This window comes from Gilvimarinus sp. 2_MG-2023 (assembly GCF_030547685.1).
In the GTDB taxonomy this organism is placed as follows: Bacteria; Pseudomonadota; Gammaproteobacteria; order Pseudomonadales; family Cellvibrionaceae; genus Gilvimarinus.
The window spans coordinates 37,073-51,623 of sequence record NZ_JAUOQM010000022.1; the positions used below are offsets into that span (position 1 = coordinate 37,073).

A 14,551-nucleotide genomic window follows, 5' to 3' on the forward strand; every position below is an offset into this window, starting at 1 on the left:
CCGATTGTGATTGACTGTGTTCATCGAGGTGGTGCGCCTTCCGGTGGTGGCCCCATTACACCGGTACTGCACTGCGCCAATGAGTTATCGGCCAAGTCTCCGGCAAAACGATCACCCACTATGTAGGGAAATGCGGGAGTTAAAGTGCTCTCTTCATCGGTAACGGTAATGTGGTAGTGGTAGCCTCGCTCGGCATCATAGTGGCCGTTGTATTGATCGAGATACACACCACCTTGCGCCGTCAGAGTCTGATCCCAATAGAAGTCTTCTCTGTAATATCCGGCAGTCGCCACTAAAGAGTTGCCCGATAAAGTCGTGACAACAGTGTCAAAGTCAGGCCCGGCACTGACTATTTCTGTTCCCTGGCTAACATCGTATTGGTCAATTAACTGACAGCTGCGCGCCTCGTCTGCGCAACCTGTATCGGAATCGGCGGAGTAATCCCGCACAACCCACGCACTGACCGCCAGAGTATTTTCCGCCTGCCAGGGGCCGTAAATGGGATAACCGTCGGCGGCAAAACCGTAAAGCGGTGAGTGGCCATCAGCAGTGTCGCCTACCATATCGGCCAAACAAGAAGAATAGAAATGATGATGGTAATCACCCGATGCGGCATGCCCGCCGCAAATATCGACATCGTACTGTTCGGCCACCGGCGCCAGGGTATACCAGTCGCCCGTCTGGTTATAACTCATGCCATCGCCCCAGTTATAAATGGACGAGCCATTAACCCACAGCCCCACTTTGCCTAAGCCCGTTTCACACACCTCGGATGATGAGGTTGGCTCGATAGGCAAGTAGCCTTCACGCGTGTCTTGGGTGGGGCAATCGGGCCCTGGCGGCCAATACCCGTAGCCGGCGTTATTACCGCAGTTGGGGTTGCTGTTGTAGCCAATGTCCTGACCAAACTCGACCACATCGCCCACCTCGATGAAGGGCTCGCCTGCGGCAAAGTCGTTATCCAGTCGCGGCCTTTGTTGCAGTTGATTCAGTATTTCTTGACTGACAACCACACTGTAAGCCGGAATACCGTCAGAGGTGACCTTGGTGAAGCTGTCGCCGTTAACGTCAACCGTTTCCACAGCCTGCACATTCACCAATACCCCGAGACCCGTGTCGTCTTCCAGTATGTGCTTGGCTCGAACATTGTCGCTGTTGATAATCCAAACCGAAGAGTCGGTCTGATCTGTTGTGTCCGAATCTGACAGGGGATTAACGCTAACGCTGATGGTGGCCGTCGCACTATCAGAGCCGTCACTGGCCGTTAAAGTAAAGGCGAACTCGGTCACTTCATCCACCGAAGGTGCGGTAAAACTTAAATCGGTGAGATCGATTTGCGCCAGCTCAATGCTCGCTCCGCCGGTTTGGCTCCACGCCAGAGTTAGCTCGTCGCCATCGGCATCACTCACACTGGCCGAGAGAGTAACACCGGCACCAGCGTTAGCCGTGGCTTGTTCGGCCAGAGTGATGACAGGCGAGCTGTTAACACTGCCTGTGGCATCTGATTCCGAGTCGGTATCGACTGCATCGGTACTGGAACCACCGCACGCAGACAGACAAACGGCCATTGTAAATGCGCTCAGGAAAAGGCGAAGGTGTTGAGAAAGCATGATAGAGCCCCAAGGTGTATTCGAGGCTTACCATGGTACGAGGCAATTGTGCAGATACTACGCAGAAACAATGAGTATTTGGTGCAGTGTACTACTCAAGTTTATAGCCGACCCCGTAAACGGAGTGCAGAAGGTTATTCTCGGCCTGCGCTTGATTGAGTTTAGTGCGAACGTTTTTCATATGACTGTCGATGGTTCTGTCGCTGACAATCCGAGAGTCATCGTAGGCATTTTTCATTAATGACTCGCGCGACAAAACAACACCCGGCCGCCGCACCAGAGCCGTTAATAACCGAAACTCCACCGGCGTAAGGTCCAGAGGGGCCTCCCCAAGCTTGCAGATGAACCGGTTGGTATCAATCTGAAGATTTTTATAACTCAAGACATCGACTTGTTGCTGTGTTGTTTTTTGCATGCGGCGCAAAATAACTTTTACCCGGGTAACGACTTCGCGTGGTGAAAAAGGTTTGCAAATATAGTCATCGGCGCCAATGTTTAAGCCCGTTAAACGATCAATTTCATCCACCCGTGCGGTCAGCATTAAAATAGGCACATCTGAAAAGGCCCGGACTTCTTCGCAAATCGTCAGTCCGCTTTTATGCGGCAGCATCAGATCGAGTATCACCGCCTGAGGCCTACTCGCTTTAATAGCTTCACTGGCATGAAGACCGTCACTAACGATTTGTGTTTTAAAGCCTTCGAGCTGAAAAAAATCCACCAATATTTGGGCAATTTTTGGCTCGTCTTCAACAATAACAACTAAGGGTTCAGTGTTCATCTCGCCCCACTCTGCGTTTGTTTAGCCTTATGCTGACCTTTAACCCGCCCAGCTCAGACGCTGTGGCACTGATCTCGCCCCGGTGAGCATCGACAATAGAGCGGCAAATACTAAGCCCCAAGCCCGCCCCCGTCGCGTGTCTTTGGCGGGAGTAATCCTGGCGGTGCAAAGGGGCAAAAAGCTGCTCAAAGTTATCTAACTCCGCCCCGGGGGCGGAGTCCTCAAGCACTAAATAAACCTCGGACTGGTCTTGCCGCACAGTCAGCCTGACGGTGCCCGGCGCATCGGTGTATAGACAGGAGTTAGCCGTTAAATTCAGTAACAATTGCTTAAACCTAAGCGGGTCAACTTCGGCCCAGAGGTTTGGCTCACCACGATATTCAAACTTCAGCTGGTCGTTTGCCGCGCGCTCGGTAAACGATGGCGCCAACGATTCTATCAACTCACTGAGATTTAGGTGCTCGAACTGGTAGCGCAAAGCGCCTATGTCGGTCAGGGATATTTGGTATAAATCATCCACCAAATGGTTGAGCAAATCTATTTCGTGCGCAAAAGACTTCAGCTGCTGCTGATCAAAGGGGCGTATGCCCGCCTGCAATGTTTCTATTTCGCCCTTTAAAATGGTCAGGGGCGTGCGCAATTCGTGAGAAATGTTGGCAAACCAACGCTGATTGGCGGTACGGTCTGCCCGTAAAATGCGCCCCAACTCGCTGATATTAAGCATTAGCTCACCCAACTCATCTCTGCGCGTATCGGGCAGAGATGTTTCGTAGTCACCCTTAGAAAGCTCACCGACGGCATGCAAAACAGACTTAACCGGCTTCAATAGACGCCGGGCAACGAACCACGAAATTATACCCGCCAAGGCCAGACTCAGCAGTGCGATAAACAAACTGGCCATTAGCTGCTTACGGGAAAACTCACTGGCGGATGAGAAAGCGCCTGGCGCTTCTGGCCAACTGCGCAGCTCGCCAACCTTTGCCTCGTTATAAAAGACGGGCACCACCACACTGCCGGCATTCGCTTGCTCTGGCACATGCCCCATTAACCAGTTGCCATCGGCGTCGTATAGCGCTGTCGGCGGTGTTGTTTCATGCGCGGGCTTGCGCCCGGCCAGTGGCGGCGGATGCCGCTCGCCCCGAACACCGCGGCGCGGGTGAATGGGCAGAGTCGCTCGCCCACTCAAGCGGTTAAACGTCAACCCCTCCCAGCTTGCATCGTTGCGGTCATACTCGCGCTCCAGATCCAGCCCCAACACGGTCAGGCGCTCCCGCTCTAACTCATTGATAAAGTCGAGAAAGCCCTGCTGGAAGCTCCATCTAGCCAGTGCAACGTTGGCTAAAATAACGCAGCTGATTACGGCTAAGAAAGTGAGGAAAAGTTTGGCGGTAATTTTCATGGGTTAAGTATAACGAAACGCCACGACAAGACGAGCGTTATCCGTAAACTGACCTACTTGTCTGTATTTTTTGCGCAGAATCTGCACATTTTGCCGTTATTGTTACTGGGTGCTTGCCAATCAGAACACCGAGTGGCGTTATGAATTTGTATTTTATGAGATTAAAACTATGTTGAAAAAAATCGCTGTATGTTTAGGAACTCTTGCCCTACTAGCCACCACAGTTGCCAGCGCAGCCCCTGGCCAAGGCCGGGGTAAACCACCACAAGAAGCCTTCGATGCCTGTATAGATAAAGTTGAGGGCGATAGCGTACAAATCGAGACGCCACACGGTGATACCCTGGAAGCAATTTGCAAAGAGATGGAAGATGGACTGGTTGGCGTGCCCGCCGACAGACCTGAGCGCCGATAGTAAGCGCCAAGACTTGTTAATATGAGGCTTGCCAGTGCAGCGCCTAATCACCTACCGTTAAGCATGACAGCCCGTCAAATATTCGCCCATAAAAAGGCTTTCTTCGGAAAGCCTTTTTTCAACCAGGCAACAACACGCGCTGTTACTGCGAGAATCAAACCTGCCCGAGCGCATAAGGCCCTGGCCGAAGCGCCAAGTAAACGATAGGGAGTGTCAAGCTGGCCTGAGGATGGACAGCATTGCCCCTACAACATCCATAGCCCATGCTGAGCAGCCAAGACTTTATTAGTAAACGGGCAATATTTTTTACCAATACTACACGATTAGCGTTCACCCATTCGTCTATACTGTTAACCTCAACTCAACCAACGTGAGGATTTTTACATGGCGTATATAGATGGAATGGTCGCTGCTGTACCGGACGAAAACCGAGAGATATTCATAGAGCACGCCAAGGATATGGCCGCCGTTTTTAAGGAAAATGGCGCCATAGAAGTTGTCGATGCCTGGGGTGATGAAGTGCCCGACGGAAGTGTCACGTCTTTCCCCATGGCTGTTGATAAAAAACCGGGCGAGACAGTGGTTTTTTCCTGGATTATGTGGCCCTCAAAAGAAGTGCGCGATGCCGGCTGGCAATCCTCGATGGAGGACCCACGCATGCACCCGGACAGCAACCCCATGCCCTTCGATGGCAAGCGGCTAATCTACGGCGGCTTCACCCTTGTGGCAAAGACATAGACTAAAAGAGTTTTTTGAAATGGAAGATTCAAAACAGAAAATTGCGTTGTTTATTGATGCAGACAATGCCCCTGCGGCCAAATTTGAAGATGTACTGAGTGAAGTTGCCAAGTACGGCGTAGTGACTATACGCAAAGCTTACGGCAACTGGAAAAAGTCGTCTCTCAAGGCATGGGAGGAACTTCTTCACGAATACGCTATTCAGCCCATTCAACAATACGACCTATCGAAAGGAAAAAATGCCTCTGATATTGCACTGGTCATAGATGCCATGGACGTCATGTACACCAAAGATATTGACGTTATGTGTTTCGTCTCATCCGATAGCGACTTTACCCCGATGGTGACCCGCGCTCTTGCCGAAGGTAAGGTCGTACTGGGTTTTGGTGAGCGAAAAACTCCAACGCCTTTTGTTAATGCATGCTCTAAGTTTTTATTCTTAGACAGAGACCCAAGCCCTCACGAAAAATCGCAAGATCAACCCAAGAATATTAAATCTGATACAAAGCTCATCAACTTACTGCGCCAGGCCATAGAAGCGACCGAAGAGGACAATGGCTGGGCGGCTCTCGGCCCCCTCGGATCGCACATCTCCAACAAAACATCATTCGACACCCGCAACTACGGCTATAAGAACCTCAGCAGTTTAATTAAGGCCATTGACCTATTTGAGCTAAAACGTGGGCCTGGTAATTTATACTTGGTAAGAGATGTTAGAAAGAAAAAGAGTTGAAGGGGTGCAAGTAGTTAAACTTTCAGAAACTTAATAAAAAAGGCCTTCGTTTGAAGGCCTTTTTTACATCTGAATAATTCAGCTTAGTGATTATTCAGTGATATTGTGCTTAGCCGCCACTTCGCGGAATGATTTCTGGAAAATCTCTAAGCCTTCTTTCAGAATGTCATCTTCGATGGTAAGCGCCACAAAGATTTTGTTTACCTGACCGGTCGCACCGCAGGTTTCTGAAATCAGTTTATTTTCAAACGCTTGAGCGGAGACTTCACTGGCAAAATCGGGGTGATCGGTTTCAATACCCAACACCAAACCGCGGCCACGTACATCTTTCACTAATTTAGGGAACTCTTTTTGCAACGCGTAGAGCGCCTCAAAAATAATCTCAGACTTGCGTTTCACTTCATGCGTTAACTTATCGTCTGACCAGTATTTATCAATCAGCTCTTTCGCCGCCACAAACGCCAGCGAGTTACCGCGGAACGTACCGGTATGCTCGCCCGGCGACCAAGCATCCACCTCGGGCTTAATCAACAGAACGGCCATGGGGTTACCACCACCGATGGACTTTGACAAACACACCATGTCGGGCTCAATGCCCGCTTCTTCAAAGCTGAAGAATTTACCGGTGCGGCCGTTACCGACCTGAATATCATCGATGATTAGCAACATATCAAACTCTTTACAAAGAGCCGCTAAACGCTGCAACCAATCTTTGGAAGCGACATTCAAGCCACCTTCACCCTGTACGGTTTCGATCATCACAGCGGCGGGCAATTCCAGGCCGGAGCCGCTGTCTTCCAGGAAGCGACGAAACACATGCAGTGTGTCGATATCGTCACCCAAGAAGCCGTCGAACGGCATAAACGAAATCGCACCGCGAGCGCCGTAAGAATCGTCGCGATAGGCTTCGTTACCAGTGGCGGAAAGAGCGCCCATGGTGTGGCCGTGGTAAGCGTTGGTGAAGGCAACAAGGTTAGGGCGGCCTTTAACCTGGCGCGCCAGTTTCATGGCCGCCTCGGTACAGTTGGTTCCGGTAGGGCCGGTAAACTGCATTTTATAGTTGTAATTGCGCGGCTCTAGAATTTTCTCGACAAACGAAGTCATAAATTCTTGTTTTGCCACAGTGGCTTTATCTAAGCCGTGAGCGATACGACGATCCTGCAAATACTGGATTTGCGCATCCACCGCCACATCAGGGTTGTGCCCATAGTTAAGCGTGCCAGCACCGGCGAAAAAGTCGATGTAGCGCTGCCCTTCGTTATCAAAAATCTCAGAGCCTACGGCTTTATCAAAGACCTTCGGAAAAGAGCGAATATAACCGCGTACTTCTGACTCGTGATCGTTAAAAATATCCATTATATACCTTTTGGGTTAAATGAGATGGGTGAGGCGTGCATCGCGCAGCTCGTAAATTAGAAGAGTAGGAAGCAAAAGCTGATAAGACCAGAGTACTGGGTAGGGTCATACTTACAGGCAGGGTCACTGAGCTGCCCCACATTCGAAGCGGCCCCAAAACAATACTTATGCCTATCAATTTACCTGAAAGCCAGGTCACTGCTATTGCCCCATTATGCAATCGTGAGAATATTTAAGCTGGCAAATACCTTGCCAGGCGCCGTATACGGCGACAAAGCGCTGCTGTTACAGTACTAAAGCAGGCCAATTTAGAAGATATATCATACCTTTACCGGCCCCAGCGTACAAGGATCGCCATGGCGCCCACTCCTCATGAGTGGGCGAAATAATTATTCTAAGCTAGAGTATAAGCCGCAGTATTTAATATGGATTTTTCACCTTACTTCTCTAAAAGTAAGGTATATGAGCGAATTAAGCCAAGAACTGAAGAGATTGGATTGATTGAAATAACCGTCCACCCATCATTATTCAGTGATGCAATTTTAGAATTTAACTCACTGATACTTGGCTGACTGCTCCAAAATGACATTTTTTTTAAAAAGTACCACCTTTTGCATAAAAATTTCCTTTCGTTACACAAGCCTAACCCACAGCGTTAACGGTTGAATGAGATTCACAACAACTCCGAAATCGACCACTGCTCCTTAAAGCATTATCTTAATTCAGGCTTGATGATATCAGAACTCAATACCCGCCCCCAATTTCCCGCGCACGCAAACACTTCTGGAGCTTGAAAAAACTTACAAATACGAAGAAAAGAAAACCATAAGACAAAAAAAGTTCGCCATGCTCTTCATCTCTCCAATGCAAAAAAAACCAAAATTCTTCCCCTAGATCCATCCCCATTCCATTGCTGAACATATACACCCTAATGTAGTGTAAGAATGTATAAATTGAAAAACAAACAAAGAAATATGGCGCTAAAAACCAATCAACAACCACATAATTCAAAGCATTTTTATAGCTCAGCTTCCATCTAGATAATATTAGACTACCAAAAACCCAGGAAAAGGCACCGTACGCTGAAATAGCAATGTAAGCGTGGCGTAAATATGACTGAATAGTATTTAAATTGTGAATAGTCAGCTCATTTTGTACATTATTTTTTTGGAAGTACTCGGCAGTTGAAATTTCGAAAATTCGTTGTCCCCAACTAATTTCCTCCAAGGACACAAATAATAGACCAACCCCCAGAAAAATAAACAGAAAACCTACAACAAGTAGCCTATGTTTGATTGCCAACACAGACATATAAATAGAACAAACCCCTGCAATAAAATAATTAAACGATTGTAAATACTCGCTAAACGAATCCTCCCTTATAAAATACTTATAAATACCAGGTGAATAAAGCTTGCTCAAAAGCACAATAAGAATCAAGAAAAGCCAAAATATAAGCAATCCATTTTTAAATCCCAACCTAGCAACCATGGAAATCACTTAATCCCCAATTAAATTGAATTGTTGTTAGAATGAAAACTGGGCCAGATGACAGAAAGAAAATGGGGTTACGCGAACAACAATCCCGGGATTCACAATTCATAGCCTGACGCCGAATTTTTAAACGTGTTTTACACAAAGGTAAGGCTAATGACCCAATTAATCCAATTCTAATTTTCTGGCAACAACCAAGTCACTTACTAATTTTTTGTCAATATTCCAATCATTAGGAACTTGAAACAAATTCTTTTTAACAACACACCCTTGTCTTTCGAGCTCTTCCTTAAAATTTTCGATCACCTCAGCACTCCATGGAGCAAGAGCAAGATGGTTTTTTAGTGCCGACACCCCGAACACATAATCATCACCCTTATAAACCTGAGGCACATTCCAAGCCAGCTTGCAATTTAAATCAGGAAAGCTTTCGATAATAAAGTTAATAACCTCTCTAAGAGTTTTCCCTTGTTTAGCATCTAGTGAACTTAAATAATCTTCAACTGAACTAAACTTCTTTGAACTCATACTTTCACCCTCTTACAAAGAGTTTCCCAGCGCCACGGATCACACGCAGCTTTGCAACAATCAGAATATTGGAAAGTCGATTAAAGATCTCGGCATTTAAATGCCACATATATCATCTGATCACAAAACTTACGATGGTTGAAAAATATTTTTCATTCAGGGTGTTTCATGCACTGAAACCACATCCCCTGTTTTAGGGTTTTTGACCAACACTCTAACTGGCCGAAATCCTTTTTCATTCCTTAAACATGCAATATACTTTCGGTTGACATCTTCAATTTTCTTGATTGATTCTGGCAGTGATTTCGAATTAGCATACTCATCGAGATGACTCACATATTCATTGAAAGATTCCCGAGCCTGATTATTTTTTATGTTGACACTAGTGCTTGCAACACTTGCAGGCTCAATTATATCCCGCTCCTCCTCCATTCGTTTTTTAATATACTCAAACCTATGCTTTGACCATATAGACAACAACTCATCTCGATCTGTCAATAGATCACCATTTACTAAAATGCCACGGCCGAAAGTTTCTGATTCGCACTCCCTGCTTGCCTTCACGTACGCCGGATGGTTACTGCTTACATCCCCATACTCTTCACTAAACTGAATCACTTCTATACTATTTTTTACCGGCGAAGATGGCTGTATATTTGACGAACACCCATAAACACAGATGGGAATAAATAAACTCATTACTTTTTTCAACATCATCGCCCCAACCTCAGGCTTAGTGATTAACTAGTCGCGATAAACACCTTCTTAGAAAAAGTGGCCGCAGATCAATGATTATGGATTTAGACGATAAGCGAATCTCATCTGCCCCCTCTTTCTATACATAAAAAATTTTCGCTAACGGCCTGAATGTGATAAATTATGACAACATTAAACGCCATAGCTCGTGATAATCAGCCGTGGATAGAGGCATAAATTAGCCAAAGATAACGTTGCTGAAGGCTTGATTTTAACCACAGTCGCTTGTTAACTCAATAACGCTTCAACATTAGTAATAAGTGCATCAATTGAGTTTCTTTTGTGCTCATTTAGAGCATTTTTAGGAACAGCCTTAACTGCATTTGCAACGACATACTTAACCTTCGACTCGACGGTATCACTCCATCGTTTACCATCATTTAGAAATGCTGATTTAACACGTTCAGACCATTTTTTATTACACCTAAATGCTGGCTGACTTAGGTCAACACCAAATTCTTCGATTATTTCATTACGATAAAGATCAAGATTTAAACAGTCCTCGAACTCCGTATTCCGAGCGCCATTACAAGTAACAAACGTATTTTTCTTACTGGAAATAATCCCATCCGACTCAGCTTTGTCGTAAGCCGCTCGGCCTGATTCATCATTGTCTAAAAAAGTATGATAAACACACAGGGAGTTACTAAGAAGAGTTAATTTATAAGATAAATTAGAAGCGCCACCAATTTCATCTATTACTAACAGATGACTATTTATTGCCTTCTTAATTATTTCACTCTCAGCGGATAAGATAGCTTTTAATGAGATGACATCATCCCCCCCTTCTACAACTAAAACATAACTTGCATTTACGAGGTTGTCAGAAGCTTTTATACCCAATAAATCTCTGATTTGACCTATATTCCTCGCAGGAACGGCCTTGCCGCTATTTACGATAATATTTGATCTTATATCGGTTCTATCGACAAACAATGGATTATGTGTCGTGAGAACAACCTGATTATTTTCTCCCAGAGCCATAATGACTTCATTTAACTGATGAATCGCGGCAGGGTGTAAATGTGATTCAGGCTCTTCAATCGCAATAATCGAAGCACCAACTGAAGCCCCCCTATTCTTTAGAAGGCCTAGAGCCGCTAAGCTTTTAACTCCGTCTCCCTTGAAAAATAGACTTGTAGGAGTTCCATCGTCAATAATGATTTCGAATTCATTTCGAAATGACGAGCGCCTGCTGTCATCAGGTATTGCGACATCTACATTTTTTATACCGGGCAAAAATTCTTGCAAAGGCTCTTTGATTTGTTCTCCTAGTTCTTTTAAAACGGGCTCTTGAATTTTCCTTATTGTTTCAAGTGCAACCTTGTAATCGTTATTAGCTTCAAGCTTACGCATTCTTTGCATTAGCATAACCCTAACAACTTCCATAGCTTCTTGATCTGTACGAACAGCAGGAATGTAATTAAAAGTAATATTTTTACCTATAAATTCAGCAATTTGACCAGACTTTGCATTTAGTGCTGCCCCACCTGCCCCTCGCTTCTCTACCACCCTGATGCTTGGCTTGTCATCTTTCCCTACTCTGATTTCAATTGGAAGAGATCCGTTTAGCCTTGACTTGATTTCTTTTCTAAACATATCGATTTCTTTCGAAGTCAAAAGAAATTCAAGTCTAAATATAGTTTGAGTATTGGACTTCCTATCTTGAAGAGTTATTGGGAAATCTCTTTCCCAAAAGTAGTGAGAATCATCTTTCCGAGCATATCTTCTAGACCCTAAATAAACTCCTCCTCGTCTTTCCGATATTGCATGCTGTTGCAATGTCGTCATGGCAATATCTAGCGACTTCAGCAGGTTTGATTTCCCCTCATTATTACGCCCAATCAAAATAGTTGTTTGGGATAGAGACACTTTATGAGCCTTAGTTATGCTTCTAAAGTTTGTGACCGAAAAATCAATTAGCTTCATATTTATTCTACAATCCCTGACATTTGGTAGGTGGCTATGTGGAGTTAAAGAAAAACATCGGGGTCAGACCATACATTTTACACCTTGACGTGAAATGTAAGGCCTGACCCTCATCTATTTTTTTTCTGAATGCACTACATTTAATGAGTCAGTACAAAGGAGCAAAGCCGTAAGCGCCTCATAAGACGTTACATTCAGATCGACTCCCACAAAAACATTTACCTTCCCACCTTTTACTCGGAAATTTTCGAGCGCATCTTTCATCCTAAGAACGCCACTGTTCTTTGCAAAGGCGACTACGATGTTTAAAGTGTGATAGTCCTGTGATTCAAGTAACTCTATCAAACGATTTCCGAGCTGACCGTTAAAAGGTTGATTCATTAATTCCATAAATGGCTTCTCTCAATATTGGTTTGATCTAAGGTTGATGAAAAATCCACCACCACCCGTCACTTTCTTTCGAAGAAAAACATCTGGGTCAGATACCCTCATCTATTTCACGGCTGATTTCCATTGTTAGGTTTTGGTAATATAAGCATAAATTGCTAGTTCCACCAATAGATACCATAGAACAAAAGCCATGGAGATCGCTCCAGATATTGCCGCGTCAAATTTTCCGTAAGACTTGAACTCTCTTCTAATACTGAAAACAATAAACCCAACGATAAAGAAAACAACTAAATATGGTGGAAAGAATCCAGAGAAGTTAGGGACTATTGATGCAATAACCATCTGGGGCGCAGCTATCACAAAGCGAACAAAAATCGCGATAGCAGCTATAAGGTAGGCCGTTCGCAATGGGTTCGTCACTTAGAAAATCTTCCATTTTCTTCCCGACCATAACAGCAACACACCAGGGACCAGTGTAACGACGAGGAAGCCAAATGCAAAAAAAATTCCTATCAAGAATATTGGAGGCGAAACTGTCATTCGGAAAACCTAACGCCGCGCTCAGCCGCGGCTAACTTTGCGCATTATTAAGGCTGAACCCCTGCCTTGACAATTTCTTTGTCAATTTTTCGATTGATAAAGAAACTTGTTACTACAGGCAAAATGATTGCAATACCAACTAGATCAGAGACAATTCCTGGCGCTATGATTAAGCCCACAGCAATACCATATCGTGCGATAAATAATAATGGCGGAAATTTTTTTAGCTGATCTGTAGACAGTGCGTGTTCTTTTTCAGAAATTTTATTTTTAAACTTCTTTCCTAAATTTTTAGAGGCCTTCATAGAGCGCTTGAATTCAGGATAACGTACATAAAGTAGAATACCGCCTATGGCAGTAGAAATCACATAAAGTCCAATAAGCGTGTACAGCCCAAATATTGAATGAAGTTGACCAATGACTACAACTTCACTTACTCCAAGAATTATCAGAAAAAATAGCGACTTCATATGATCCTGAATGCCTCAACAGCTTATTAATGTGCGAGTTGAAAATTTCGCCTGGCAACCTATTTCTCCTAGAATAGCTTTAGAAATCATTTACAACTCTCTATTTAGCCTAGAATTTTTATTAAGTTGGCGCATTATTCCGAGTTTAAAATGGGCCGGCTTTCTTTACAATTCTCAAAGACAATTTAAAAACGTTCTATAACTGAATTGAGATACTGGCTAAGTAGTTATTTATGTATGCCAGATAAACGCAGAAAAACAGAAGGGATAAGTGCCCGCACACCACTCCCGATGCACTTATTTACCTCACCTTCCAACTGGCTAGCCTACTGATTTGTGGTGATCTGTCAGAACATCATCAAACCTGTAAAACACTTGAGGAAAATAGTGCCATGGAATGGCCAGTTTGGCAACAGGCATGGCTGAAGTCGGAGGTCGGACGTCTGACGCAAAAACAAAACCCGCTACTAAGCTCCCACTCCCCATCTCATCCAGCCGAATTCGAGCCAATTTTGTGGGTTAATTGCACATGGAGGAGGTGAATGTTGCTCAGCAACAGAGAAGCCAGCCTGGGCTGCGTGCGATTAAGGAAAAGCGCTGGGAAGCGATCTTTTCCGACTCTCAAAATTGGCTCGAATTCGGGACCCCGAAGGGCTGAGATGTGCGGGGTGAGTTTCTTGGCTACTTCTTTGCTCACCAAAGAAGTAGCTCGCCCGCCCGGCGAAAGAGGGCAAAGGATAAATTAAAATCAGATACCTGACGGGAAATGAAAGTCTGACGTCTGACGCCTGATGTCAGACGCAAAAACAAAACCCGCTACTAAGCCCCCTCACCCCCATGCCACTGAGCCGAGTGGAGGTTGATTTTAGTGGGTAAGCAAACAGGAGGAGGTGAATGCCGAAGGCAGAGAGGCCGGCCTGGGCCGAGGCCTATCGATACGGCCCACTAAAATCAACCGGAGTGAGGGCACCCGAATAGCTACATGGATGTAGTGTATTAGAGCAACGCAGGAGCGGTTGCCGAGGGCCAGTTGCCGGGGTGAGTTTCTTGGCTACTTCTTTGCTCACCAAAGAAGTAGCTCGCCCGCCGGGCGAAATCCGGCACATACTCAGTAGCGACCGTTACTTTTTGCAGAAAATTTTACTCAATTATCAGGCCGAAATATTAAACCTAGATGCCCTCTGTCGCCGGGCAGGCGAATTCCTTCTTGTGACGCGACAAGAAGGAATCAAGAAACGCGCCCCGATGATTGGGCCCTGCGGGCTACCTTCGCTACAGCCAATGCTAGCGGTCGGCCTAAATCGCGCGTCCATGCGCGCTTATGCCTTTCGCGCACGTCCTGTGCGCTCAACCACTACCATTGACCTACACTCAGCACAATCATAAGGGGAAGAAGCAAATCGCCCGCCCGGCGAAAG

General features: G+C 45.5%; 14 protein-coding genes. 3 read left to right on the forward strand and 11 right to left on the reverse strand.

The features are described 5' to 3' along the window. Positions 1 to 20 precede the first annotated feature (20 nt). The 3 genes from Q4526_RS05530 to Q4526_RS05540 form a co-directional block, all read right to left on the reverse strand. The gene (locus tag Q4526_RS05530) at positions 21 to 1,568 is read right to left on the reverse strand and encodes a YHYH protein (protein ID WP_215975902.1); all 1,548 of its coding nucleotides are present in this window, start codon (positions 1,566 to 1,568) and stop codon (positions 21 to 23) included. Positions 1,569 to 1,701: 133 nt separating this feature from the next. Continuing rightward, positions 1,702 to 2,388 carry a response regulator gene (locus tag Q4526_RS05535; RefSeq protein WP_215975903.1) on the reverse strand — a complete coding sequence of 229 codons (687 nt, stop codon included), beginning with the start codon at positions 2,386 to 2,388 and terminating at the stop codon, positions 1,702 to 1,704. Then, positions 2,378 to 3,787, reverse strand: a complete 1,410-nt coding sequence (locus Q4526_RS05540) for an ATP-binding protein (RefSeq protein WP_215975904.1) — start codon at positions 3,785 to 3,787, stop codon at positions 2,378 to 2,380. The genes Q4526_RS05535 and Q4526_RS05540 overlap by 11 nt, the downstream gene beginning before the upstream one ends. Before the next feature lie 169 nt (positions 3,788 to 3,956). Between Q4526_RS05540 and Q4526_RS05545 the strand changes: the two genes are divergently transcribed. The 3 genes from Q4526_RS05545 (at position 3,957) to Q4526_RS05555 (ending at position 5,670) form a co-directional block, all read left to right on the forward strand. Then, entirely contained in the window at positions 3,957 to 4,199 is a 243-nt protein-coding gene (locus Q4526_RS05545; protein WP_215975905.1) for a hypothetical protein, read from the forward strand. A gap of 384 nt (positions 4,200 to 4,583) precedes the next feature. Then, positions 4,584 to 4,937, forward strand: a complete 354-nt coding sequence (locus tag Q4526_RS05550) for a DUF1428 domain-containing protein (protein ID WP_215975906.1) — start codon at positions 4,584 to 4,586, stop codon at positions 4,935 to 4,937. Between the two features lie 19 nt (positions 4,938 to 4,956). Beyond that, positions 4,957 to 5,670 carry an NYN domain-containing protein gene (locus Q4526_RS05555; RefSeq protein ID WP_215975907.1) on the forward strand — a complete coding sequence of 238 codons (714 nt, stop codon included), beginning with the start codon at positions 4,957 to 4,959 and terminating at the stop codon, positions 5,668 to 5,670. A 90-nt stretch (positions 5,671 to 5,760) separates the two neighbouring features. Here the strand turns inward: Q4526_RS05555 and ectB are convergent, their stop codons facing one another. The 8 genes from ectB to Q4526_RS05595 form a co-directional block, all read right to left on the reverse strand. Further along, the gene (gene ectB / locus Q4526_RS05560) at positions 5,761 to 7,026 is read right to left on the reverse strand and encodes a diaminobutyrate--2-oxoglutarate transaminase (protein ID WP_215975908.1); all 1,266 of its coding nucleotides are present in this window, start codon (positions 7,024 to 7,026) and stop codon (positions 5,761 to 5,763) included. Between the two features lie 744 nt (positions 7,027 to 7,770). Next, on the reverse strand, positions 7,771 to 8,526 hold the full coding sequence (locus Q4526_RS05565) for a hypothetical protein (protein WP_215975909.1): 756 nt from the start codon (positions 8,524 to 8,526) through the stop codon (positions 7,771 to 7,773). Positions 8,527 to 8,685: 159 nt separating this feature from the next. Beyond that, positions 8,686 to 9,048: an iron chaperone gene (locus Q4526_RS05570; RefSeq protein ID WP_215975910.1), complete on the reverse strand. Its 363-nt coding sequence runs from the start codon at positions 9,046 to 9,048 to the stop codon at positions 8,686 to 8,688. A gap of 156 nt (positions 9,049 to 9,204) precedes the next feature. Further along, a complete protein-coding gene (locus Q4526_RS05575) occupies positions 9,205 to 9,765 on the reverse strand; it encodes a hypothetical protein (RefSeq protein ID WP_215975911.1) in 561 nt (186 codons plus the stop codon). A gap of 267 nt (positions 9,766 to 10,032) precedes the next feature. Further along, entirely contained in the window at positions 10,033 to 11,733 is a 1,701-nt protein-coding gene (locus tag Q4526_RS05580) for an ATP-dependent endonuclease (protein WP_215975912.1), read from the reverse strand. Positions 11,734 to 11,847: 114 nt separating this feature from the next. After that, complete coding sequence (locus tag Q4526_RS05585) at positions 11,848 to 12,123, reverse strand: hypothetical protein (RefSeq protein WP_215975913.1); 276 nt, start codon at positions 12,121 to 12,123, stop codon at positions 11,848 to 11,850. A gap of 126 nt (positions 12,124 to 12,249) precedes the next feature. After that, on the reverse strand, positions 12,250 to 12,543 hold the full coding sequence (locus Q4526_RS05590) for a hypothetical protein (protein WP_215975914.1): 294 nt from the start codon (positions 12,541 to 12,543) through the stop codon (positions 12,250 to 12,252). A 167-nt stretch (positions 12,544 to 12,710) separates the two neighbouring features. Further along, positions 12,711 to 13,133: an FxsA family protein gene (locus Q4526_RS05595; RefSeq protein WP_215975915.1), complete on the reverse strand. Its 423-nt coding sequence runs from the start codon at positions 13,131 to 13,133 to the stop codon at positions 12,711 to 12,713. Positions 13,134 to 14,551: the final 1,418 nt, after the last annotated feature.

What these genes read in the sequence shown, in the direction of transcription:
- Q4526_RS05530 (WP_215975902.1), bottom strand. Translation starts at nt 1,568, where the DNA reads ATGGCCGTTTGTCTGTCTGCGTGCGGTGGTTCCAGTACCGATGCAGTC.
- Q4526_RS05535 (WP_215975903.1), bottom strand. Translation starts at nt 2,388, where the DNA reads ATGAACACTGAACCCTTAGTTGTTATTGTTGAAGACGAGCCAAAAATT.
- Q4526_RS05540 (WP_215975904.1), bottom strand. Translation starts at nt 3,787, where the DNA reads ATGAAAATTACCGCCAAACTTTTCCTCACTTTCTTAGCCGTAATCAGC.
- Q4526_RS05545 (WP_215975905.1), top strand. Translation starts at nt 3,957, where the DNA reads ATGTTGAAAAAAATCGCTGTATGTTTAGGAACTCTTGCCCTACTAGCC.
- Q4526_RS05550 (WP_215975906.1), top strand. Translation starts at nt 4,584, where the DNA reads ATGGCGTATATAGATGGAATGGTCGCTGCTGTACCGGACGAAAACCGA.
- Q4526_RS05555 (WP_215975907.1), top strand. Translation starts at nt 4,957, where the DNA reads ATGGAAGATTCAAAACAGAAAATTGCGTTGTTTATTGATGCAGACAAT.
- ectB (WP_215975908.1), bottom strand. Translation starts at nt 7,026, where the DNA reads ATGGATATTTTTAACGATCACGAGTCAGAAGTACGCGGTTATATTCGC.
- Q4526_RS05570 (WP_215975910.1), bottom strand. Translation starts at nt 9,048, where the DNA reads ATGAGTTCAAAGAAGTTTAGTTCAGTTGAAGATTATTTAAGTTCACTA.
- Q4526_RS05575 (WP_215975911.1), bottom strand. Translation starts at nt 9,765, where the DNA reads ATGATGTTGAAAAAAGTAATGAGTTTATTTATTCCCATCTGTGTTTAT.
- Q4526_RS05580 (WP_215975912.1), bottom strand. Translation starts at nt 11,733, where the DNA reads ATGAAGCTAATTGATTTTTCGGTCACAAACTTTAGAAGCATAACTAAG.
- Q4526_RS05585 (WP_215975913.1), bottom strand. Translation starts at nt 12,123, where the DNA reads ATGGAATTAATGAATCAACCTTTTAACGGTCAGCTCGGAAATCGTTTG.
- Q4526_RS05595 (WP_215975915.1), bottom strand. Translation starts at nt 13,133, where the DNA reads ATGAAGTCGCTATTTTTTCTGATAATTCTTGGAGTAAGTGAAGTTGTA.